Source organism: Marinobacter alexandrii (assembly GCF_005871205.1).
GTDB lineage: Bacteria > Pseudomonadota > Gammaproteobacteria > Pseudomonadales > Oleiphilaceae > Marinobacter > Marinobacter alexandrii.
On the sequence record NZ_SWKM01000012.1, the window covers coordinates 43,052 to 64,156 of the forward strand.

17 protein-coding genes are annotated in these 21,105 nt (G+C 57.4%); 7 read left to right on the plus strand and 10 right to left on the minus strand.

From position 1 onward, the window contains the following. Positions 1 to 18: 18 nt before the first annotated feature. Genes FCS96_RS07255 through FCS96_RS07265 form a run of 3 tightly spaced genes read right to left on the minus strand, consistent with a single transcriptional unit; the run spans position 19 to position 4,861 of the window. Positions 19 to 3,165 (minus strand): efflux RND transporter permease subunit, encoded by a 3,147-nt coding sequence (locus FCS96_RS07255; protein ID WP_138439702.1) that lies wholly within the window; start codon positions 3,163 to 3,165, stop codon positions 19 to 21. 2 nt (positions 3,166 to 3,167) lie between these two features. Next, positions 3,168 to 4,262 carry an efflux RND transporter periplasmic adaptor subunit gene (locus tag FCS96_RS07260; protein WP_138439703.1) on the minus strand — a complete coding sequence of 365 codons (1,095 nt, stop codon included), beginning with the start codon at positions 4,260 to 4,262 and terminating at the stop codon, positions 3,168 to 3,170. 38 nt (positions 4,263 to 4,300) lie between these two features. Further along, the gene (locus FCS96_RS07265) at positions 4,301 to 4,861 is read right to left on the minus strand and encodes a DUF3833 domain-containing protein (RefSeq protein WP_138439704.1); all 561 of its coding nucleotides are present in this window, start codon (positions 4,859 to 4,861) and stop codon (positions 4,301 to 4,303) included. 244 nt (positions 4,862 to 5,105) lie between these two features. Between FCS96_RS07265 and FCS96_RS07270 the strand changes: the two genes are divergently transcribed. Beyond that, positions 5,106 to 6,935 carry an acyl-CoA dehydrogenase C-terminal domain-containing protein gene (locus tag FCS96_RS07270; protein ID WP_138439705.1) on the plus strand — a complete coding sequence of 610 codons (1,830 nt, stop codon included), beginning with the start codon at positions 5,106 to 5,108 and terminating at the stop codon, positions 6,933 to 6,935. Here the strand turns inward: FCS96_RS07270 and FCS96_RS07275 are convergent. The 4 genes from FCS96_RS07275 to pdxR all read right to left on the minus strand — a co-directional run bounded on the left by FCS96_RS07275 (position 6,932) and on the right by pdxR (position 11,472). Continuing rightward, entirely contained in the window at positions 6,932 to 8,317 is a 1,386-nt protein-coding gene (locus tag FCS96_RS07275; protein ID WP_138439706.1) for an aminotransferase family protein, read from the minus strand. The genes FCS96_RS07270 and FCS96_RS07275 overlap by 4 nt on opposite strands. 20 nt (positions 8,318 to 8,337) lie before the next feature. Next, entirely contained in the window at positions 8,338 to 9,096 is a 759-nt protein-coding gene (locus FCS96_RS07280) for an SDR family NAD(P)-dependent oxidoreductase (RefSeq protein WP_138439707.1), read from the minus strand. 3 nt (positions 9,097 to 9,099) lie between these two features. Continuing rightward, positions 9,100 to 9,882, minus strand: a complete 783-nt coding sequence (locus FCS96_RS07285) for a sulfite exporter TauE/SafE family protein (RefSeq protein WP_138439708.1) — start codon at positions 9,880 to 9,882, stop codon at positions 9,100 to 9,102. A 114-nt stretch (positions 9,883 to 9,996) separates the two neighbouring features. Then, positions 9,997 to 11,472 carry a MocR-like pyridoxine biosynthesis transcription factor PdxR gene (gene pdxR / locus FCS96_RS07290; RefSeq protein ID WP_138439709.1) on the minus strand — a complete coding sequence of 492 codons (1,476 nt, stop codon included), beginning with the start codon at positions 11,470 to 11,472 and terminating at the stop codon, positions 9,997 to 9,999. A gap of 178 nt (positions 11,473 to 11,650) precedes the next feature. Between pdxR and tauA the strand changes: the two genes are divergently transcribed. Genes tauA through FCS96_RS07305 form a run of 3 tightly spaced genes read left to right on the plus strand, consistent with a single transcriptional unit; the run spans position 11,651 to position 14,516 of the window. Next, positions 11,651 to 12,673, plus strand: coding sequence for a taurine ABC transporter substrate-binding protein (gene tauA, locus FCS96_RS07295; protein ID WP_138439710.1), 1,023 nt, complete (start codon positions 11,651 to 11,653; stop codon positions 12,671 to 12,673). Between the two features lie 56 nt (positions 12,674 to 12,729). Then, positions 12,730 to 13,575, plus strand: coding sequence for a taurine ABC transporter ATP-binding protein (locus tag FCS96_RS07300; protein WP_138439711.1), 846 nt, complete (start codon positions 12,730 to 12,732; stop codon positions 13,573 to 13,575). Beyond that, entirely contained in the window at positions 13,575 to 14,516 is a 942-nt protein-coding gene (locus FCS96_RS07305; RefSeq protein ID WP_212747056.1) for an ABC transporter permease subunit, read from the plus strand. Before FCS96_RS07300 ends, FCS96_RS07305 begins: the two co-directional genes overlap by 1 nt. A 144-nt stretch (positions 14,517 to 14,660) precedes the next feature. Here the strand turns inward: FCS96_RS07305 and FCS96_RS07310 are convergent, their stop codons facing one another. Further along, positions 14,661 to 15,140 (minus strand): winged helix-turn-helix transcriptional regulator, encoded by a 480-nt coding sequence (locus FCS96_RS07310; RefSeq protein ID WP_138439712.1) that lies wholly within the window; start codon positions 15,138 to 15,140, stop codon positions 14,661 to 14,663. A gap of 136 nt (positions 15,141 to 15,276) precedes the next feature. Between FCS96_RS07310 and FCS96_RS07315 the strand changes: the two genes are divergently transcribed. From FCS96_RS07315 to thpD, 3 genes are all read left to right on the plus strand, one after another. After that, a complete protein-coding gene (locus FCS96_RS07315) occupies positions 15,277 to 16,533 on the plus strand; it encodes a D-amino acid dehydrogenase (protein ID WP_138439713.1) in 1,257 nt (418 codons plus the stop codon). 37 nt (positions 16,534 to 16,570) lie between these two features. Beyond that, positions 16,571 to 17,659, plus strand: a complete 1,089-nt coding sequence (gene alr / locus FCS96_RS07320) for an alanine racemase (RefSeq protein WP_138439714.1) — start codon at positions 16,571 to 16,573, stop codon at positions 17,657 to 17,659. Between the two features lie 144 nt (positions 17,660 to 17,803). After that, positions 17,804 to 18,739 carry an ectoine hydroxylase gene (thpD, locus tag FCS96_RS07325; RefSeq protein ID WP_138439715.1) on the plus strand — a complete coding sequence of 312 codons (936 nt, stop codon included), beginning with the start codon at positions 17,804 to 17,806 and terminating at the stop codon, positions 18,737 to 18,739. Between the two features lie 71 nt (positions 18,740 to 18,810). Here the strand turns inward: thpD and FCS96_RS07330 are convergent, their stop codons facing one another. Both FCS96_RS07330 and mnmE read right to left on the minus strand, forming a co-directional pair. Next, a complete protein-coding gene (locus tag FCS96_RS07330) occupies positions 18,811 to 19,563 on the minus strand; it encodes a substrate-binding periplasmic protein (RefSeq protein ID WP_228264047.1) in 753 nt (250 codons plus the stop codon). Positions 19,564 to 19,716: 153 nt separating this feature from the next. Beyond that, a complete protein-coding gene (gene mnmE, locus FCS96_RS07335; RefSeq protein WP_138439716.1) occupies positions 19,717 to 21,087 on the minus strand; it encodes a tRNA uridine-5-carboxymethylaminomethyl(34) synthesis GTPase MnmE in 1,371 nt (456 codons plus the stop codon). Between the last annotated feature and the right edge of the window lie 18 nt (positions 21,088 to 21,105).

Here is a 21,105-nt window from a genome sequence, read left to right on the forward strand (position 1 = left end):
CTTAACTCTCGGTGAGTGTCAGAAATCGTCAGCCCGCTTTTGCGGCGCGCCCGAGATGACAGCTCCCCCAGCGGGGCCACCGGCCTGACGCTCCAACTCCTTCTCAACCGCATTCGCCGACTTGGCAAAGCCCGCCAGCAGGTTGTACAGCACCGGGATGATGAATAGGGTCAGCGTGGTCGCAAACACCAGCCCACCCAGGATCACCACACCAATCGCTGCGCGGCTCTCGGCGCCGGCACCGGTCGCAATCACCAGGGGCACGGCACCAAACACGGTGGAAATGGTGGTCATCAGCACCGGCCGGAAACGCAGGCTCGCCCCTTCCAGAATAGCGTCTTTGACCGCGTAGCCCCGATCCCGTAGCTGATTGGCAAACTCGACAATCAGAATGCCATTCTTGGCCATGAGTCCCAGCAACATGATGATGCCAATCTGGCTGTAGATGTTCAGGCTGATGCCCGACCACCAGAGCGCCAACAGGGCACCGGTTACCGCCAGCGGCACCGACAGCATGATAATCAGAGGGTGGATCCAGCTTTCAAACTGAGCTGCCAGCACCAGGAACACGATCACAAAGGCCAGCCCGAAGGTCAGGTAGATGGCGGCGGACGACTCCTGAAATTCCCGGGACAGGCCCTGATAACTGACCCGCGCCTCCGGAGGCAAGTTATCCACAGCCAGGTTATTCAGATAGGTCAGGGCCGAACCCAGATCGTAACCGTCTGCCAGAGAAGCACTGATCACCACCGCAGGTAGCCGGTCGATGCGACGAAGATCCGGGTTGGCGCCGGTTTCTTTAACCGATACCAGGGCCTGCATCGGAATCAGGGTGCCGCCCTCCCGGGGACGCAGGTATATCTGACCCAGGTCTGCCGGTGTCGCGCGCTCGGCATCGGCCGCCTGCACAATAACATCGTACTCCCGGCCGCGATCCAGGTAGGTTGTTACTTGGCGTGACGCCAGCATGGTTTGCAGGGTCAGGCCTACATCCTCGACGGTAATATCCAGGTCGGCGGCCCGCTCGCGATCAATCGACACCCGCAGTTCCGGACGGGTCAGTTCGAAATCCGTTTCCAGGTTCAGCAGATTGGGGTTGTCCTTGGCCCGCTCCACCAGCTCGTCACTCCAGGCCTGCACCGATTCATAATCCGGGCCGGCGACCACAAACTGCACCGCCTGGTTGAAGCCCCGTTGTCCCAATCCCGGTGGGTTCACCGCCACGATCCGGATACCCGAGATCTGGCTAAGTTTGCCCCGCAATTCACTGGTGATTTGCTGTTGCTTGGTGCTCCGTTCTTCCCAGGGCACCAGACCCATTATCATGAAGGCGTTATCTTCCTCGTCCCGGAAGCCGACGATCGACAGCAACCGGTTCGCTACCCCGGATTCCAGGTACGGCAACAGCTCCGCTTCGGCCTGGCGCACATAGTGATCGGTGAATTCCACCGTCGATCCCCGGGGTGCACTGGCCGGCATGATGATAATGCCCCGGTCTTCGGTCGGCGCCAGTTCCTGAGGCAATTGCGGGAACACCACGGCCGCCAGGATCATCCCGGCCAGCCCCAATCCCAGCAACAGCCCCGGCTGGTTCAGGGAAAACCGCAACAGGCGCTGATAACCGTGGGTCAGGCCATCCAGTACTTTCTCGCTGGCCGCCCACAGGCGATGACCTTCCGCAGTTTCCGGGCTGTGGCGCAGCCACTTGGAACACAGCATTGGTGCCAGGGTGAGCGCCACCAAACTGGACACCACCACCGCAGCCGCCAGGGTGAAACCGAATTCGGCGAACAGCCGGCCAATGTTGCCGCCCATGAACGAGATGGGTACAAACACCGCGACTAACGTGAGGGTAGTCGCGATCACGGCAAAGGCCACCTGTTTGGCGCCCCGATAGGATGCCAGCAGCGGCGGCTCGCCATTGTCGATACGGCGCTGGATGTTCTCCAGCATGACGATGGCGTCGTCCACCACCAGGCCGATGGCGAGGATCACGGCCAGCAGGGTCAACACGTTGATCGAGAAGCCCAGGAAACCGAGGCCGATAAAGGCGCCAATCACCGCCACCGGAATAGTCACCGCCGGAATCAGGGTGGCGCGCCAGGAGCGCAGGAACAGGAAAATCACCAGGATCACCAGGGAGACGGCAATGGCCAGGGTGATTACCACCTCCTTGATGGAGGCGCGGATAAAAATCGATTCGTCGTAGCTCTCGGCGATGGTGACTTCCGGGGGCAGGGTTTCGCGGATATTCTCAAGTTCGGCCTGAACCGCATCGGACACCGCCACGGTGTTGGCCTTGGACTGACGGATGATGCCCATGCCAATGGCGGTCTGGCCATTAGCCCGCAAGCGACCGACGTCGGATTCCACGCCCATCTGCACATTGGCAACCTCGCCCAGCCGCAGCAGGTCATTGCCATTGCGCCGGATCACCAGGCGCTGGAAATCCTCCACCGTCGATACCCGGCCTTCGGCCCGGACCGTAAAGTTGCGGGTGGAAGAATCCACCGAACCAGCCGGCAGTTCCACGTTGTTGGCCCGCAGCGCCGCCTCCACTTCCGCTACGGTGATATCCCGGGCCGCCAGCCGTTCCCGGTCGAGCCAGACCCGGATGGCGTAACGGCGTTCACCACCGATGAAGACATCGGCCACGCCTTCAAGCACCGACAACCGGTCGGCCAGGGTGCGGTCGGCAAAATCGCTGAGTTCGGCGCTGTCCCAAACGTCACTGCGCAGAGTTACCCACATCATCGGCCGGGCGTCGGAATCGGCCTTGCGCACCACCGACGGATCGGCTTCCTCTGGCAGCTGGTTAGCAACCCGGGATACCGCGTCGCGGACGTCGTTGGCGGCGATATCCACATCCCGGTCTGTGGAAAACTCGATGCTGGTGCGGGACTCGCCCTGTTCGGTCGAGGATTCGATGGAACGGATGCCTTCAATGCCGCTGATCGCGCCCTCAATGACCTGGGTGATCTGGGTATCCACAACCTCGGCGGCTGCGCCAGTGTAATCGGTGGAGATCGAAACCACCGGCGGATCAATGTCCGGATACTCCCGTACCGGCAAGCCCAATAGTGCCGCCAGGCCAAAGACCACGATCAGCAGACTGATGACGGTGGCAAACACCGGCCGTTTGATGGAGACGTCGGACAGGATCATGGTCAGGACTCCATGGACTGAACGAAACGATTCTCCGGAATCGCGTTTTCAGCATCCTGGACCCGGATTCGGTCACCGTTGCTGATCCGATCCTGACCGGTGACGATCACCGCATCCTCCAGGGTCAGGCCTTCGGACACTTCGACCCGGCCCGGCATCCGTGATCCCAGGGTCACCGGAGTCCGGCGGGCTACGCCGTCCTCGGCCACAAAGACATACTGCTCATCGCCGCGGATCATCACCGCCTGTTCGGGAATCACCACAGCGACGCGCTCCCGAAGAGTCAGGGTAGCGGACATGAACTGGCCGGGCAGCAGCTTGCCGTCCGGGTTGTTGATCATTGCCCGGACCGGCAGGGTCCGGCTGAGCGGGTTAATGCGGGTACCGAGTTCCACCAGTTCGCCGGTAAAGCGGTTACCCGGATAGGCCGGGGACAGGCCGACCACGGTCTGGCCCAGGCTGATGTCGCCCAGGAAGCGTTCCGGAATGGCAAAATTCAGTTCCATCCGCTCGGTGGCATCCAGGGTAGCAACGGGGGTACCGGCGCTTACATAGGCACCGACGTCGAGATCACTGAGCCCAATCACCCCCGCGAACGGTGCTTCAATCCGGTGGTTCTCCAGCCGGACCCGGGCCGCCTCACGCTGGGCTTGGGCCACGCTGACTGCCGTACGCAGGGCATCCACTTCGGCCTGGGACACACTGCTGTTGGAGCGCAGTTGCTGGGCACGCTGAAACTGACGACGGGCATCGGCAAGCTGGGATTCAATTACTTCGAGGTCGGCCCGGGCCTGGCGATCATCCAGTTGCAGCAGGACCGCGCCCTGATCCACCCGGGTGCCACTTTGCAACTGCAGCGACACCACCCGGCCACTGACCTCGCTGGTCAGTTCCACTGAGTTCAAGGCCTCCAGGTTACCTACTGACTTGACCACATCCCGCACGGTGTCCCGCTCGGGCAGCCGGGTGTTGACGGCTGAAGGCGGTCGCTCACGACCACTGCCCGCCTGCTCGCTGTCGGCCAGACTCAGATAGCCCACCGCAGCCCCGCCGGATACAACCACAAGGCCCAGTGCCACCAGCCATTGCTTCCACATACACAGTTTCCAGAATCAGTGAACGTCGTCGGGTTCGGTTATCGTTTCTGGATCACCAGCACAATCTCACCAACATCAATGCCCCATTTGCTCAGGGTGGTCTCGTTGATCAGGGTGTCCGGGGTCACCAGGTACATCCAGTCGTCCATGCGCACATCCAGGGTACCGTCCCCGTACGCCAGCCGCAGCACGTAATTCATGTGGATGGCATTGCCACGCCATTGCATCAGGCCCGGCTCAACCACGTCGCCGGCGGTGGCGCGATAGCCGTCATCCACCGGGGTCAGGGTCCAGGTTCGGGTCTGTACTTCACCATCGTCGAAGCGGAAAACCTCATCCAGGGTGCCAGTACCGTCGTTGTCCCAGGACGCGCTGATGTCCGCGTCGAAGGTGCGAATGACCGTACCGGTGTAGTCCTTGACCACACCCCTGGCCGAGAGTTCACCGGTAAAAAACTGGGCCGGTATCAGTACAGGCTCCCGATCGGCGTAGTCGTCCAGGGAAGCTCCGGCGCACCCTGCCAGTAACCACACCGCAAACAATAACCAGAGTAGACGAATGGGGCCAGCAACAACGGCGCTTACAGAGGGGCTTTGCATGATCTTTACACTCGCAGGAAAAAGGGTGGATGAGAGAACGGTGTACAAGATACGCGCTGTTGGTAATGCCCGATCAACAATCAGGCGCCTGTGGAAAACTCCGTCATTTCGGCCAATTGTCTTTTCTGACAGGACTGGAAGTGGTTTTCGTCAATGGCAGCACCGGGGGAATACCGTACAACACTGGTTAATGGGCCGAGCCCAACTATGACTTATCCACAGCCAAGGATTACGAGGAACCGTTATGCCGGTTTATAAAGCGCCATTGCGCGACATGAAATTCCTGCTCAATGAAGTGTTTGACTATCCCGGGCATTACCAGCGCCTCGCCAGCGGTGCCAACGCCAGTCCCGACATCGTGGATGCCATTCTCACTGAATGCGGCCGGTTCTGTGAGGAAGTACTGAGCCCGCTGTATCAGAGTGGCGATGAGCAGGGCTGCACCCTGACCGGCGGTGAAGTGACCACACCGGCAGGCTACAAACCCGCCTACCAGCAGTACGCCGAGGGCGGTTGGCAGGGCCTGTCCGCGCCCGAGGAATTTGGCGGTCAAGGCCTACCCGCCTCCATGGGCCTGCTCAAGCAGGAAATGATGGGCACCGCCAACTGGTCCTTTTCCATGTACCCGGGACTGTCCCTGGGCGCCATGAATACCATCTTTCTGCATGGCAGCGACGACCAGAAACACACCTACCTGACGCCCCTGACCGAGGGCCGCTGGGCCGGCACCATGTGCCTGACCGAGCCCCAGTGCGGCACCGACCTGGGCCAGGTGAAAACCAAGGCCGAGCCCCAGGCTGACGGCAGCTACAAGCTCACCGGCACCAAGATCTTCATCTCCTCCGGTGATCACGATCTGACCGAAAACATTGTCCACATCGTGCTGGCGCGACTGCCGGATGCGCCCAAAGGCACCCGCGGCATCAGCCTGTTCATCGTGCCCAAGTTCCTGCCCGCCGAGAGCAAAGGCGGCAGCGGGGTAGGAGCGCGCAATGGGGTGAGCTGCGGCACTCTGGAAAAGAAGATGGGGATCAAGGCGTCGGCTACCTGCGTGATGAACTTCGACGACGCCACCGGCTTCCTGATCGGCCCGGAAAACCAGGGTCTGGAGTGCATGTTCACCTTCATGAACACCGCCCGCATCGGTACCGCCATCCAGGGAGTTGGACCGGCCGAACTGTCCTATCAATGGGCACTGGACTATGCCCGGGAACGCCGCTCCATGCGCGCGCTGTCTGGCAAGAAGGAGCCGGACCAGGTCGCCGATGCCCTGATCCACCACGGTGATGTCCGGCGCATGCTGCTGACCCAGAAGGCCATTGCCGAAGGCGGCCGGGCCATGCTTTATTACGCCGCCCGGCTGGCAGACCACATGGTGGAAGGCCATACCGAGGGTGATCTGGACAAAGCCGCGAAGTACGACGACAAACTGGGTTTCCTGACTCCGATCCTGAAGGGTTTTCTTACCGAAATGGGCTGCGAGGCAGCCAACCTGGGCATGCAGGTGTTCGGCGGCCACGGCTATATCCGTGAGCACGGCATGGAACAGATCGTACGCGATACCCGGATTGCCACCCTGTACGAGGGCACCACCGGTATCCAGGCGCTGGATCTGCTCGGTCGTAAGGTGCTGGTGATGACTCAGGGGGGCGCGGTTCGAGACTTTACCCTGACCGTCGCCAACTTCACCCGCAAGCAACTGACCGACAAGCGGCTAAGGCCGTTCGCGGTGGAGTTACTGAAACTGACCGCGCAGTGGAATTTGCTGACAGTGCGGGTGATGCTGGCCGCACGCAAGGATCGCGATGTGGTCAGCGGCGCCGCGTACGATTTCCTGATGTACAGCGGCTACGTCACCATGGCTTACATGTGGCTGCGGCAGTCGGCGGTGGCTGTGGATAAGTTGGCAAACGGCGGCGAGGACTCCGACGCCTTCTACCAGGCCAAGCTGGCCACGGCGGAGTTCTATTACCAGCGCCTATTGCCCCGGGCCCAAAGCCACGCCACCAGCATGCTCAGCCCGACCCGCAACCTGATGCAGCTCGAGGACGAGCACATGGCTTTTAATGGCTAGCCCTGTCGGCAGCCTCCAAACTCAGCCAACGCCTGATCAACCACATCAACAATCCGGTCAATCTGCTCGGCGGTGACAATCAACGCCGGGCTGAAATTGATAATGTTGTTGTGGCCAGTCAGGCTGCGGTTGGTGCGACCGATGAGCACGCCAAGCTCCTTGCACTTGGCGGCCACGGCAATTGCCACGGTCTCATGTACTGGTTCCTTGGTTTCCCGGTCCTGAACCAGTTCCAGTCCCGCAAAAAGGCCCTTGCCACGGACATCACCGAGCATCGGGTGTTTGTCTTGCAAGGCTCGGAAGCCCTCTAAAAGTCGCTCTCCCAGCTTGGCGCTGTTATCCACCAGCCCTTCCCGCTCAAGAATATCCATGTTGGCCAGCGCGGCAGCCGGACCAGCCAGGTTACCGGCATAGGTGGAGATATCCCGGAAGAACCCCAAGATGTCACCTTCATCTTCCTGCAACAACTGATAAACCCGCTCGGAGGTAACGGTGCACGAAATCGCCGCATAGCCGGAGGCAATACCCTTTGCCATAGTGACGATATCTGGCTGGATATCAAAATGCTGGTAGCCGAACCACTTACCGGTCCTGCCCAGACCACAAACCACTTCGTCAATGATCAGCAGGATGTCGTAACGGTCGCAGATTTCACGGACTTTTTGCAGATAACCCGGCGGCGGAAGAATGACACCGCCACCGGCGGTGATGGGTTCCAGAATGATGCCGCCAACGGTGTCCGGGCCTTCCCGAAGGATCACCTCTTCAATGGCGTCAGCGGCGCGCAGGCCATAGTTATCCACATCACCATACTGGTTGCGGTACTCGCAGCAATGAGGGACTTCTACAAACCCCGGCGTAAAGGGACCGAAGTGGGCACGCCGCTCTGCCTGACCAGTGGAACTCAATGCTGAAATCGTGGTGCCGTGGTAATCCCGCTCCCGATAGAGGATTTTGTGCTTTTTCCCGCCGAAATGCTTATGGGCAATCTGGCGCACCATTTTGTAGGCCTTTTCGTTGGCCTCGGAGCCCGAGCTGGAATAAAAGACCCGGCTCATGCCTGGCATCTTTTCGAGTAATTTTCCGGCAAACAGTGCTGCAGGCTCATTACCCATCGAGCTGGCAATGAAATTGAGCCGGACCAACTGCTCGCGGATTGCGTCGGCAATTTCGGTACGACCGTATCCGGCGTTGACAACCCACACTCCGCCTGCTGAAGCATCAAGATACTCTTTGCCCGCAGAGTCCCAGATCGAGAGCCCCTCACCGCGAACAAACATGGGCACACCCTTGGCAGCGGCAGCACCCGGCGTCAAATGGTGCCAGACATGATCACGGTCCAGCATGGCGGCGATATGGTTGTAACTTACATGGCTATTCATAAGAATTAATCCTTTTTCAATTAGTTACGATGAATAGAGAAAGGTGACCAGGCCTGCGAGACCGGCATCAGTTCCAGCTGGTTTACATTCAGGCGCGGTGGCAGGCTGGCGAGCCAGAACACCGTTTCAGCGATGTCTTCTGGCTGAATCGGATCGCTGCCCTGGTAGAGTTGGTCATAAGCCGCTTTATCCCCGCCCGTGCGAACCAGTGTGAACTCGCTCTCCGAAAGTCCGGGGGCCAGGTTGCTGACACGCACGCCGGTGCCGGACAGATCACAACGCAACGCGTAAGAGAACTGCTCAACAAACGCCTTGGTACCGCAATAGACGTTGCCTCCGGGGTAAGGCCAGCGTCCGGCAATGGAACCGAGGTTGATAATGCTGGCCCCGGGCCCCTTGTGGATAAGCTTTGGCAACAAGGCATGGGTTACGTTGGTCAGGCCCAGAATGTTGGTATCGATCATCTGCTTCCAGTCCTGCGGATCACAGGTTTGAGCGGGTTCGGTACCCAGGGCCAGGCCGGCGTTATTGAGCAGCAGATCAATCTCGTCAAACGGCGGGGCAAGATTGTTGATACACGCCTGGACAGCTTCTGCATCACGCACATCCAGTTTCCATGTCACTACCTGGCACTGACTTCCCAGCTCTTGCTGCAAATCATCAAGTCGTTCCTGACGACGTCCTGTAAGGATCAAGTTCCAGCCTGCCTGGGCAAGTCGAAGTGCGCATGCGCGCCCGAAACCGGAGGTAGCGCCGGTGATAAACGCAGTTTTCTGCATGGTTCAGACTCCTGTAGCCGTGGTGAGGAAAAAGGTTTTCAGGCCCGCCCAGAGCCCGCCAACTGACAGAACTGCCAGAATCGGCAAAGCTACCGGGTGAAAGGAGGTGGGCCTGAAACGGTAAAAGGCGAGCTTGCCAAAGTGGACCCCTAAGAGTGTTGGCAAAAGTAGAAGCAGGGTCGGTAGCAGAAGGTGCAGCCCCAGCAATCCACTGACGGCAAGCAGAATCAGAACCACCAGATCACTGGCCGACAGAAAGATAACCATTGACGCTCGTTGGCTCCTGGCATTCAGCGGCGTGCTCATCAAATAACAAACGATGGGGAGACCGCCGATAGAGGCTGCAGCCGTGAAGGCACCGGATATACCCCCAGCGATTCGGGTAAGCCAGGGGTATTCGCGTTCTGCCCTTCTCGGCCGGAAAAAAAGTATCAGGGTCAGAATCAGGACACCGGCATTAATGGCAAGCTTTAGAAAGCTTTCCGGCAGCTCTATCAATAAGGTCAGCCCCAGTGGGATGCCGAGAAGGGCTCCAGAGGCCAAGCGCCCGATCAGGGCACGATCAGCCTCCGGCCAGGACGGACGGAGCAGGCCAACAGAACCGATCAGATCCAGCAGAATTATGACAGGAACACTGATCTGGGGCGGCCAAACGAGGTTCAGGCCCGTAATGGCAATAGCTGCAAACCCAAAGCCGGTGTAACCCCGAACCAGTGCCGCGCCAAGGATCAGCAATACCGCCCAGCCAAGATCTGCATTGATATATTGTGTCAGGTTATCCGCCAAGTCCTTTTCCCCGTCCGGAGGTGTCAGAAGCAACACCACTGGGGTGACACGTTAGGAGGCCTTGCGGATAACCCTATAGATCCAGTTGAAGGACTTTATAGAGCCAGAGGGGTTTTAGGAGTCATTAAACCGCTCGAGGACGGTCCTCAGTTGCGAAATCCCAGGTTCGATCTTGTGGGCAGGTATGGTGGAGAACCCCAGGCGGAGGTAATTGCAAGGTGGCGACGGGTGGAGAAAGTGAACGGCACCAGGCTCTATCAGGACCCCCTCGCGAGACGCAACCCAGGCCAAGTGTTCGGTATCAATTCCGTCCGCTACTCTCAACCAGAATGAAGAGGCACCGCTATGAACATCGTGGGTCATCAGATCTGGTAGATGTTGGTTTAAGGCACGTTCCATCCTCACCAGTTTGTTGACGTACAGAGTCCGTAGCTTTCGCAGGTAGGCATCGTAATACCCCAGTGACAAAAACAGAGCCGTCTGTCGCTGATTGTTGCTGGCCGGGTGTCGATACATCAAACGTCTCAAAACCCGGGCTTCAGCAATTAACTGTTCGTCAGCCACCATAAAGCCAATACGGAGACCCGGCGACATGGACTTGGATAAACTGCCCAGATAAACAATGCGATTGTCCCGGTCATCGGCTTTCATGGCCGGTATTGGGTTTTCCTGCATACTGATCTCGGCATCATAGTCATCCTCAATAAGAATCGTATTGCTGCTCCGGGCCAGTTCCACCAATTCGGCACGACGACGACGACTCATTTCCACTCCGGTGGGTACCTGGTGGCTAGGTGTGATGTAGATGTAATCACAAGTTCTGAGTTTTTCATCGACCATGATCCCTTCCTGATCCAACGGTTGCAGCACCAGGTCCGCGTTGAAGCTCCGGAAAATGCTGTGGGCTTCGCGGTAACCGGGATTTTCCAACGCCACACGGGTATGGCGATCGAAAAGCAAATTGGCCAGCAGGTACAAGGAATTCTGGGTCCCCATGGTGACCAATATTTCTCCCGGCCCTGCATAGATGCCCCGTTTGGGCAATATTCGTGTGCGCAGCTGCTCCACCAGCATGGGATCATCAATATCAACGCGATCATGCAACCAGTCTGTCAGCCCAGTAGTGCTCAGGGTGCGACGGGCGCATTCGCGCCAGTGCTCTATCGGAAAATACTCCTGCTGGATCTGGCCATAGATAAACGGGTACTCATACTGCTGCCATTGGTTCGGCTTGACGATGGTCTGATACTTGCTCGGTTGGAGCTTGAACCGGTCGCTCCATTTCTGGGAATCACCATCCCGTGAAGATTTGTCCTGCACATTGATCTGGTCAGGGTCGTGAAAGGCCGGCGAAATGAAGTAGCCACGGCGTTTGCTGGACTGGAGATAACCTGCATCCACCATGCGCTCATACACCAAAACAATGGTATTGCGTGAAACCTTCAACTGCTCCGCCAGCTTTCTCGAAGAAGGCAAAGGCTCAGCAACCGGCAGATGCCCACCCAAAATTGCATCCACCAGACGCTCCTGGATCTGCTGCTGAAGGGGACGACCCTCTTCGAAAGGAATATTCAGGTAGTGCTCATTCATGGGGCGTTTGCACCTAAAAAAGACGTCAATGCTTCAGAATGATGCAATTGATATGCCACAGCCTGTACTGGCCCCATATTACCGCGGAACTGGATCTACATGCTGGACCGATGCCAAATCTACTGTAGACACAGAACACAAGATCAACCTCGGCACATGACCCTCTCGGGAGAAAACTATGAATAACGTGACAGTTAAAAAAGGCTTCAAATACCTGCTGGCAGGTTTGGGTACAAGCTTCATTCTGAGCGCCACTGCGACGGCGGACACCGTCACCATCGGGTATCAGGGCATGATGAATCCCTGGAAATCCGTTATCGATAGTGACGCCCTGGAGAAGGCCACTGGCCTTGAAGTTGAATGGCGACGTTTCGATTCTGGTGCCAAGGTAATTACCGCCATGGCCTCCGGCGACATCGATATCGCCTCAGCTGGCTCCAGCCCGATCGCGGCTGCCATCAGTCGGGGCGTTGATATCGAGCTGGTGTGGATTCTGGAAAACATCAACAACGCCGAAGCCCTGGTCGTGCGCGACGAGACCGGCATCCTGGCACCACAAGATCTGAAAGGAAAAACCCTTGGTGTACCTTTCGTTTCCACCACCCACTTCCACACCCTTTTTGCTCTTGAACAGTTTGGACTGGATGAGTCCGATCTGAAGGTCCTGAACATGCAGCCCAATGCCATCTCCGCTGCCTGGACGCGGGGCGATATCGATGCCGCGTTTATCTGGGACCCGGTCCTCAGCAAGCTTAAACAGGATGGAAAAGTACTGCTCAGTTCCGGTGATCTCAGCCGCTGGGGTAAAGCAACATTCGACGGTGTAGTCGCAAGCAAGGAGTTTGCAGAAGAAAATCCAGAAGTTGTTACCCAGGTAATCAAGCTGATGAGCGATGCCGACGAAGCCTACCGCAGCAACAAAGACAGCCTGAGCGCGGATTCCCCCATGGTTGCAAGCATCGCCAAGATGACCGGAGGCAACGCCGAAAACGTCCTCGATGTGCTGGCCCTGTATGAGTTTGTGCCCCTGGAAGAGCAACTGACTTGCGCGTGGCTGGAATGCGGAGAAGAAGGTGGCGCGGCGCGTGCATTACGTTTCACATCCGAGTTTCTGGAAGACCAGGGCAAGATTCCGGCACTGAAGGATGATTACAGTGTTTTCGTGAACCCCTCCTATGCCCAAAAAGCACTGGAAATCTGAACACACTTTGTCCGGGTGCCCCGCTGGGGCACCGATCGAATACAGGAGCTATCTCCATGAGCAAACTGCAGATTCATGATGTCTCAGTGGTCTACCCGGGCCTGAACGGCGGTGAGCAGGTTCGCGCGCTATCGGATATCAATTTCACCATCGAACCGGGCGAATTCGTGGTCGCCTTGGGTGCTTCCGGATGCGGCAAAACCACTCTGCTCAGCCTGATGGCCGGTTTCATTTCGCCGACCGAGGGCTACCTGACCCTCGGGCAGAGTCAGATCAGCGGACTGCCACGAGTGGCTTGTGGCATTGACCTGCGCGACAAAATCGACGGTCCGGGCAAGGAACGGGGTGTGGTGTTTCAGAAACACGCCCTTCTACCCTGGCTTAACGTCATCGAAAATACCGAGTTCGGTCTCAAGCTCCAGGGCATTGGCAAGAAAGAGCGACGTGAGCGGGCGACGCACTTTCTCAAACTCGTCGGTCTCGAAGAATTCCACAATCACCCGGTGTACCAGCTATCCGGTGGTATGCAGCAACGAGTGGGCATCGCCCGCGCTCTGACCAACGATCCCAAAATGCTCCTTCTGGATGAACCCCTCGGGGCTCTGGACGCCCTCACCCGGGAAGTGCTGCAGGAGCTGTTGCTGGATGTATGGAAAGAAACTCAGAAAATGATGTTTTTTATCACCCATAGTGTCGAGGAAGCGCTGTTCATGGCTTCCCGGTTAATCATCATGTCTCCGCGTCCGGGCCGAATAACTCATGAATTCAAGCTCGACTTCAATGAACGCTTTCTCGAATGCCGTGACGCGCGCAAGGTAAAGTCAATGCCAGACTTCATCGCCATGCGTGAGGAAGTCCTGGGCATAATCCACGGCGACGAAGTGGTTGGAGGGTTGCACTGATGATGGCTACGAAAGCACTTAGCCCAAAAACTGCTGTTGCCCAGCCGGAACGAAACAAACCCGTTACCAGCAAAGCCGAGCCCGTCAATAAACAGGCCTCCCCTAACGTGATTCAGCGAATCCGCAAACTGTTTTCGGCAGGCCCCGTCATGCCGGGAGAATCCTATGGTGCGCCCGGTCATGGAAAAAGCCTTGCTATCAGCGTGGTAACAGCAACAAGCCTGTTACTGCTCTGGTACATAGTTACAGCCGCGGGCTGGATCGGTCCACTGTTCCTGCCTTCGCCACTGGCCGTCGTCGCCCGTTTCTGGGAAATACTGACTGAAGGCTTCGCAGGTGCGTCACTCTTGGAACACACCGGTTGGAGTATGCTGAGGGTGTTCGGTGCCTTCGCCCTTGCGATGCTAACAGCCATTCCCATCGGCATTCTGATGGGTGTCAACCGGGTCGGTCGCGGACTGTTCGACCCGATCATCGAGTTCTATCGGCCACTGCCACCGCTGGCTTATCTGCCGCTCGTGATCATCTGGCTGGGCATCGGCGAGACCTCGAAAATCGTGCTGATCTATATGGCTATTTTTGCACCCATGGCCCTGAGCGCCCGTGCCGGAGTACGTTCTGTTGCTATTGAGCAGATTCATGCGGCCTACTCCATGGGCGCCTCCAGGTGGCAGGTCATCCGCTATATCATTCTCAAAAACGCTCTTCCGGAGATTCTGACCGGCATGCGCATAGGGATCGGTTTCGGGTGGACAACCCTGGTCGCTGCAGAGATGGTGGCCGCCCAGGCGGGCCTGGGATTCATGGTACTGAATGCTGCCGAGTTTCTGGTAACCGATGTGGTTATCATGGGTATTATCATGATCGGCATCATCGCCTACCTCTTTGATATGTTGATGCGCTATGCAGAAAAGACCTTGGTGCCCTGGAAAGGCAAATAGTGCAATTCAACGTTAATACAGAAAATCGAAAAGGGCGCCTCAAGGCGCCCTTTTCGTTACTGGTCACTATGGCCCCGGACCGGGCCGATTATCTCAAGCCGGCACCGTTGAAGTATCCGATTTCACCAATCTGGTATGACTGCTCTAGTCCAAAGGCAGGAAAAGACTTTCCTTTACTTCTTCCATCACGATATAGCTCTTGGAGTTCTTGACCCCGGGTAGCGTCAACAGCATGTCGCCGAGCAGCTCGCGGTATTCGGATATCCCGCTGATCCGTGCCTTGATGAGGTAATCGGAATCCCCTGACACCAGATGGCATTCCAGAATATAGGGCAACTCTTCAACCGCTTCGCTGAATTTCTGGAAAGAATCCGGGGACTGGTAAGACAAGGAAATCTCCACGAACACCAGCATGTTGTATCCGAGTAACTCGGGATTCAGACGGGCATGATAGCCCTCGATATAGCCTTCTTTCTCCAGCCGTCTCACCCGTTCGATACAGGGAGTCGAACTCAGGCCGACCTTATCGGCGAGGTCTACGTAACTGATTCGGCCATCCTTTTGTAGTGCTTTAAGGATACGGATATCCAGTTTGTCGAGAGAACGCCTGCGCCCTTCAATCATGATCAGTATTTTCCACTGTTAATTTACGTTTTTGTAAATTTTAGCCCTTTATAAATCCTTAAATCAAAGCTTAATCTTGGTGTTTTGGTAATAAAATGGTGATATCCAACGAATAATCCATTATTGAGGGCGGTGTATGAAAGTGCTGGTTTTGGGTAGCGGAGTTATCGGTGTGACGACCGCCTGGTATCTGGCCAAAGCGGGTAATGAGGTTACTGTGGTCGATCGCCTGGACACGCCAGCCACGGAAACAAGCTTTGCCAACGCGGGCATGTTGTCGTTTGATTATTCAACGCCCTGGGGTGCACCCGGAGTGCCGTTGAAAGCCATCAAATGGATGATGCAGGACATTTCGCCTCTCTATTTCGACGTCAAACGGTTCGATGCCAACACCATCAGCTGGATGATGAAAATGCTGGCACAGTGTTCTTCGCGAGCGTTCGATGTGAACAAAGAGCGCATGCTCCGTGTTGCCCGCTACAGTGCGGAATGTTTCCGGGAGCTGAACACTGAGCTTGATCTTGACTATGACGTGCGAATGAAGGGGACGCTGGAAGTTTTCCGGAGTCAGAAAGAGCTGGATGGTGCGGCCAGTGACGTGGCGATTCTTGAGCGTTGCAATGTTCCCCACGAAATAGTCGATGTTCAAAACTGCATCAACCAGGAGCCGGCTCTGGCCAACGTGAAACACAAGATCGTCGGCGGTCTGTATCTGCCCGGCGATGGGACCGGTGACTGCCACAAGTTCACTAACGGTCTGGCGCAGGAGTGCCGGAAACTCGGCGTGCAGTTCATGATGGGCACTGAAATCCACTCCATCGAAACCGCGAAAGGCAAAGTCAGCTCACTGAAAACCAGCGCCGGCGAACTCAAAGCCGATAAGTATGTGATAGCGCTGGGCAGTTACGCACCGTACCTGACACGCAAAATCGGGATCCACCTTCCAATCTATCCGTTGAAGGGTTACTCCCTGACCATGCCGATTGTTGACGAGAACAAGGCACCGGTTTCCACCGTGATGGATCAGAAATACAAGGTGGCGGTTACCCGATTTGATGACCGTATCCGGGTCGGCGGCATCGCCGAGATCGCCAGCTTCAACAAGGAACTGAACCTGAAACGCCGGGGCGCCATCGAGTTTACGGTGCGGGACCTGTTCCCCGGAGCGGGTGATGTTGATAGTGCTGAATTCTGGACCGGACTGCGTCCAATGACCCCGGACAGCGTGCCCATTCTGGGCAACACCCAATACGACAATCTGGTCCTGAACAGCGGTCACGGTACTCTGGGCTGGACCATGTCACTGGGCGCCTCCCGCTATGTGGCCGATGTCGTTAACGGGAAAACCCCCGACCTCGATCACGAGGGACTTTCAATGGCTCGTTATCACTGACGTTACACACCCAGCGATTAGTAAAAAGGTATCTACCATGGCCCGACCCGCAACTTTGACGATAGATCTGGATTCCATTGCCCACAACTACCAGATCGCAATATCGCAGGCGCCGGAGCAAAAAGCTCTGGCGGTGGTAAAGGCCAACGCCTATGGCCATGGCGCTGTTGATGTGGCCCAAAAACTCGAACCCTACACTCCGGGGTTTGCCGTTGCCTGCATAGAAGAAGCCATCGAACTGCGAGAGGCCGGTATTCGCAAACCGATTTTGCTGCTGGAGGGGTTCTTCTCTGCTGACGAGCTCGATTACATCTGCCGCCACAATATCTGGACCGCGGTACACAATGATTTCCAGCTGGAAGCCATCGCTTCCGCAAAGCTGACCGAGCCGGTGCATGTCTGGTTGAAACTGAATACCGGCATGAACCGACTAGGCTTCACACCGGACGGATACAAGCTCGCCTATAAGCGGCTTGGCAACCTTCCACAGGTCAGCAGTATTACGCTACTGAGCCACCTTACGTCCGCCGACAATCCGGCAAGTCCCGAAACGGAAAAACAGATAGAACGGTTCAACAATATCCATCGCGACTGTCCTTCACCTAGGAGCATTGCCAACTCCGCTGGCACGATGAAGCATCCCCTGGCCCTCCATGATTGGCAACGTCCGGGGATAATTCTCTATGGTTCGTCCCCGTTCAGCGGTGAGGACGATATCCAGCCCCTGTTGCAACCAGCGATGACCCTGACTTCAGAGATTATTGCCGTACATGAGCTTCAACCCGGCGACGCTGTCGGCTACAACGGTACCTGGGTCTGTGAACGACCAACGCGAATCGGCACAGTGGCTCTGGGCTATGCCGACGGCTATCCGCGTCAGGCCCGCAATGGCACACCAGTGCTCGTGAACGGTCAGCGAACCCAACTGATCGGTCGAGTATCCATGGACATGCTCACCGTAGACCTCACAGGCCTGGATGCCGGCCTGGGCTCTGCGGTAGAACTTTGGGGAAAGAACCTGTTGGCCAATGAGGTTGCGCCGTGGTGCGGCACCATTTCCTATACCCTGTTTACCGGCATTACCCGCCGGGTCCACCGAGAGGTTAAGGGCGCTATCTGTAACTAGTTGCTGTCACAAAGTCAGCCCAGCACCCTTGAAAAGTACGGGGCAGCCCCCAATTCTCTTGGCGCAGTTCCAAATCGGATAATTTAACCTTTTGAAATAAATAAGAATTTATTGATATTCACTATAAAAGAAGGAGGTTCGAATATGGAGACTCGTTCTGACGACTTTTATCCCACGCGCCTTGAGCGCCCCATTCCGCCCTTCGATCGGCTCGATCCGGTGGTCTACAGCCAAGGAGCGGATCGCAACCGGGGCCCGCTGACTGAAAACGAACTGGCTCAATATGAGCGCGATGGCTTTCTGGTGTTCGATAACTTCCTGGATACGGACACCGTGCGCCGCTTCCGCGACGATCTACGCGCCTACGAACGAAACGACAGTGTGCTGCGATCAGAAGGCACCATTACCGAACCGCGCAAACAGGAAATCCGTTCCATTTTCGGCATTCACCAGCTGTCGGAACGCTTCGACCGCCTGACCCGGGATCCGAAAATCCTGGATATGGTGCATCAACTGCTGGGCAGCGACGCCTATATTCACCAGTCCCGGATCAATTTCAAACCGGGTTTTCACGGCAAGGGCTTCGACTGGCACTCCGACTTCGAAACCTGGCACGCCGAGGATGGTATGCCGCGAATGCGTGCCGTCAGCTTTTCCATCGCCCTGACCGACAATACGCCATTCAACGGACCGCTGATGTTGGTACCCGGCTCCCACAAGACGTTTATACCCTGTGTTGGCCGAACTCCGGAAGACAATTACCAGTCGTCGCTTAAAAAACAGGAGTTGGGCGTACCCAATGCTCAGGATCTGAGGCGCATCGTGGATGAGCATGGGATAAAGGCCCCGACCGGGCCAGCAGGCTCCCTGATCATCTTTGAGTGCAACACTCTACACGCGTCCAATGCCAACATGTCGCCCTGGCCGCGCAGCAATCTGTTCTTCGTTTACAACAGTGTGGAAAACCTGCTGGCGCAGCCTTTCTGTGGCAACAAGCCACGGCCTGATTTTCTTGGCAACCGCAGTGACACCGAGGCGCTGGAAGCGCGGTCCGACCGAAGCTTTGGCCGCACTGGTTAAACCCGGCTCAGGCGGGAAGGACGGGGGCTTTACTTACTGGCCCCCACGCCAGAGCGGGTCGTAGCTTTCGGTCAAAGGCCGTATTTGGTCTCAATCGCCTCGAACATACCGGACTCTCGAATGGCTGCCAGGCCGCTTTTCAGTTCGGCAACTATCTTATCCGACGTCTCCAGGTTCAGGGCCAGAAACAGCTGGGTGTCGTTGAACGAAAACACCGGTACCAGGCCTTCCACGTTTTGCTGTGACGCCACATAAGGACCGCCCAGGCGGTCAGCCAGCCAGAGATCGATCTGGCCCAGTTCCAGCCGCTTCGGGTTCAGGTCATCGCTGTCCAGCGCCGACACTTCGTAACCATTCTTGATCAGATATTCCGATTTGACGTCATTACGGTAACCACCGAACACCATGCCCCTGGCGTCCGAGAGCTCGTCCATCTCGAAGTCAGAACCCGGTGGTGCGAAAACTGTCCACAGGTTGTCGGTCAGAGGCCCCACCCACTTGAACAGCGGCGCGCGCTCCTCGGTGTAGGTGGTACAGAAAATGCCGTGGTTTTCCTTGCTCAGAGCGCGGTTGTAACCGTAGTCCCAGTTGCGGAGCTTGATGCGGTAATCGAGATTGGTCTGCTTCAGCGCCGCCACCACCAGCTCCGTGCACAACCCGTCAATATCCTCCTGACCATGCTCAAACGCACGCCCGGATGCGCTCATGTTGTACGGAGGGAAATTTTCGGTGTAGAGGTAGAGCCGTTCTTCTGCCTGCACGGTGGTTGTCGACGCCATCAGCGTCAGCGCCACCGTAGCAAAACCTGTTACTAGTTTGATCACGCCTTTACTCCCTAATGTACTCAATAAGTAAATTCCCTAACTAGAACGCCAGATTACCGCTGTGCGTTCCCGGATTGGGAGATAAAAACGTATCAATTGGTAACGGGGCTGAAACAAAACCGGGCGCACCGCCGGCATGCCGGCAATCCGCTGTTATTTACCAATGCAGAAACTGGAGAAGATCTTGCCGAGCAGTTCGTCCGGACTCAGGTGCCCGGTGATTTCCCCCAGGGCATCCTGAGCCGCGCGCAGGTCTTCCGCGAGCAGTTCGCCAGCGCCGTAACCTTCCAGCTGACCCTGGCCCTGCAACAGATTTTCGCGCGCCCGCTCCAGGGCATCCAAGTGCCGGCGCCGGGCCAGGAAGCCACCCTCGGTGGTGCTGGCAAACCCCATGCATTGCTTAAGATGATTCCTCAGTACCTCGAGGCCGTCGGAGGATTTTGCTGCCAGTCGGATCACCGGCGCACTACTGCCGTCGGTGTCGGTAAAGCCCACGGTTTCCGAGGACAGGTCGACCTTGTTCCGCACCACGGTAACGGGCGCATTGGCGGGTAGGCGGTCGATAAAATCCGGCCAGATCTCGTGGGGTTCGGTCTGATCGGTGGTCGTAGCGTCCACCATCAGCAGGATCCGGTCGGCCTGGGCAATTTCATCCCAGGCCCGGGCAATACCGATCTGCTCAACCTCGTCCGGGCTGTCCCGCAGGCCCGCGGTGTCGATGATGTGCAGCGGCATGCCATCGATGTGAATATGTTCGCGCAGGACATCCCGGGTGGTGCCTTCGATGGCGGTAACGATGGCCGCCTCGCGACCGGCCAGGGCATTGAGCAGGCTCGACTTGCCGGCGTTGGGACGGCCGGCAATCACCACCTTCATGCCATCCCGGAGAATGGTGCCTTGCTGGGCCTCACCGAGGATGATCTCCAACCGGTCGAGCAGCTGCTGCAGATCACCGGCAACCTTGCCGTCGGCCAGGAAATCGATCTCTTCCTCGGGAAAGTCGATGGCCGCTTCCACGTAGATGCGCAGGTGAGTCACCGCATCCACCAGGTCGTCGACACGTCGGGAGAACACCCCCTGCATGGAGCGCACGGCGCAGCGTGCGGCCTGCTCCGAACTGCTTTCGATGAGATCGGCGATGGCCTCGGCCTGGGCCAGATCCAGTTTGTCGTTCAGAAACGCCCGCTCGGAAAACTCACCCGGCCGCGCCAGCCGCGCGCCATAGCTGCAGACTTCCCGCAACAACAGGTCAAGGATAACGGTACCGCCATGGCCCTGGAGTTCGAACACATCTTCGCCGGTGAACGAATGCGGGTTGGGGAAGAACAATCCGATGCCTTCATCGATCAGGCCACCATCCTGGTCCAGGAAAGGGCCGTAATGGGCGTATCGCGGCTTGGGGATAAAGCCCAGCATTTGCCGGGCGATGTCCGCGGCGGCTGGGCCCGACACCCGAACAATCCCCACGCCGGCCTGGCCGGGGGCAGTGGCAATAGCGGCAATTGTGTCTGCTGTCTGGCTCATGAACATTCCTTCGGGCGC

What these genes read in the sequence shown, in the direction of transcription:
- mnmE (WP_138439716.1), bottom strand. Translation starts at nt 21,087, where the DNA reads ATGAGCCAGACAGCAGACACAATTGCCGCTATTGCCACTGCCCCCGGC.
- FCS96_RS07310 (WP_138439712.1), bottom strand. Translation starts at nt 15,140, where the DNA reads ATGATTGAAGGGCGCAGGCGTTCTCTCGACAAACTGGATATCCGTATC.
- FCS96_RS07260 (WP_138439703.1), bottom strand. Translation starts at nt 4,262, where the DNA reads ATGTGGAAGCAATGGCTGGTGGCACTGGGCCTTGTGGTTGTATCCGGC.
- FCS96_RS07265 (WP_138439704.1), bottom strand. Translation starts at nt 4,861, where the DNA reads ATGCAAAGCCCCTCTGTAAGCGCCGTTGTTGCTGGCCCCATTCGTCTA.
- FCS96_RS07255 (WP_138439702.1), bottom strand. Translation starts at nt 3,165, where the DNA reads ATGATCCTGTCCGACGTCTCCATCAAACGGCCGGTGTTTGCCACCGTC.
- FCS96_RS07300 (WP_138439711.1), top strand. Translation starts at nt 12,730, where the DNA reads ATGAGCAAACTGCAGATTCATGATGTCTCAGTGGTCTACCCGGGCCTG.
- alr (WP_138439714.1), top strand. Translation starts at nt 16,571, where the DNA reads ATGGCCCGACCCGCAACTTTGACGATAGATCTGGATTCCATTGCCCAC.
- thpD (WP_138439715.1), top strand. Translation starts at nt 17,804, where the DNA reads ATGGAGACTCGTTCTGACGACTTTTATCCCACGCGCCTTGAGCGCCCC.
- FCS96_RS07305 (WP_212747056.1), top strand. Translation starts at nt 13,575, where the DNA reads ATGATGGCTACGAAAGCACTTAGCCCAAAAACTGCTGTTGCCCAGCCG.
- FCS96_RS07270 (WP_138439705.1), top strand. Translation starts at nt 5,106, where the DNA reads ATGCCGGTTTATAAAGCGCCATTGCGCGACATGAAATTCCTGCTCAAT.
- FCS96_RS07275 (WP_138439706.1), bottom strand. Translation starts at nt 8,317, where the DNA reads ATGAATAGCCATGTAAGTTACAACCATATCGCCGCCATGCTGGACCGT.
- pdxR (WP_138439709.1), bottom strand. Translation starts at nt 11,472, where the DNA reads ATGAATGAGCACTACCTGAATATTCCTTTCGAAGAGGGTCGTCCCCTT.
- FCS96_RS07280 (WP_138439707.1), bottom strand. Translation starts at nt 9,096, where the DNA reads ATGCAGAAAACTGCGTTTATCACCGGCGCTACCTCCGGTTTCGGGCGC.
- FCS96_RS07315 (WP_138439713.1), top strand. Translation starts at nt 15,277, where the DNA reads ATGAAAGTGCTGGTTTTGGGTAGCGGAGTTATCGGTGTGACGACCGCC.
- tauA (WP_138439710.1), top strand. Translation starts at nt 11,651, where the DNA reads ATGAATAACGTGACAGTTAAAAAAGGCTTCAAATACCTGCTGGCAGGT.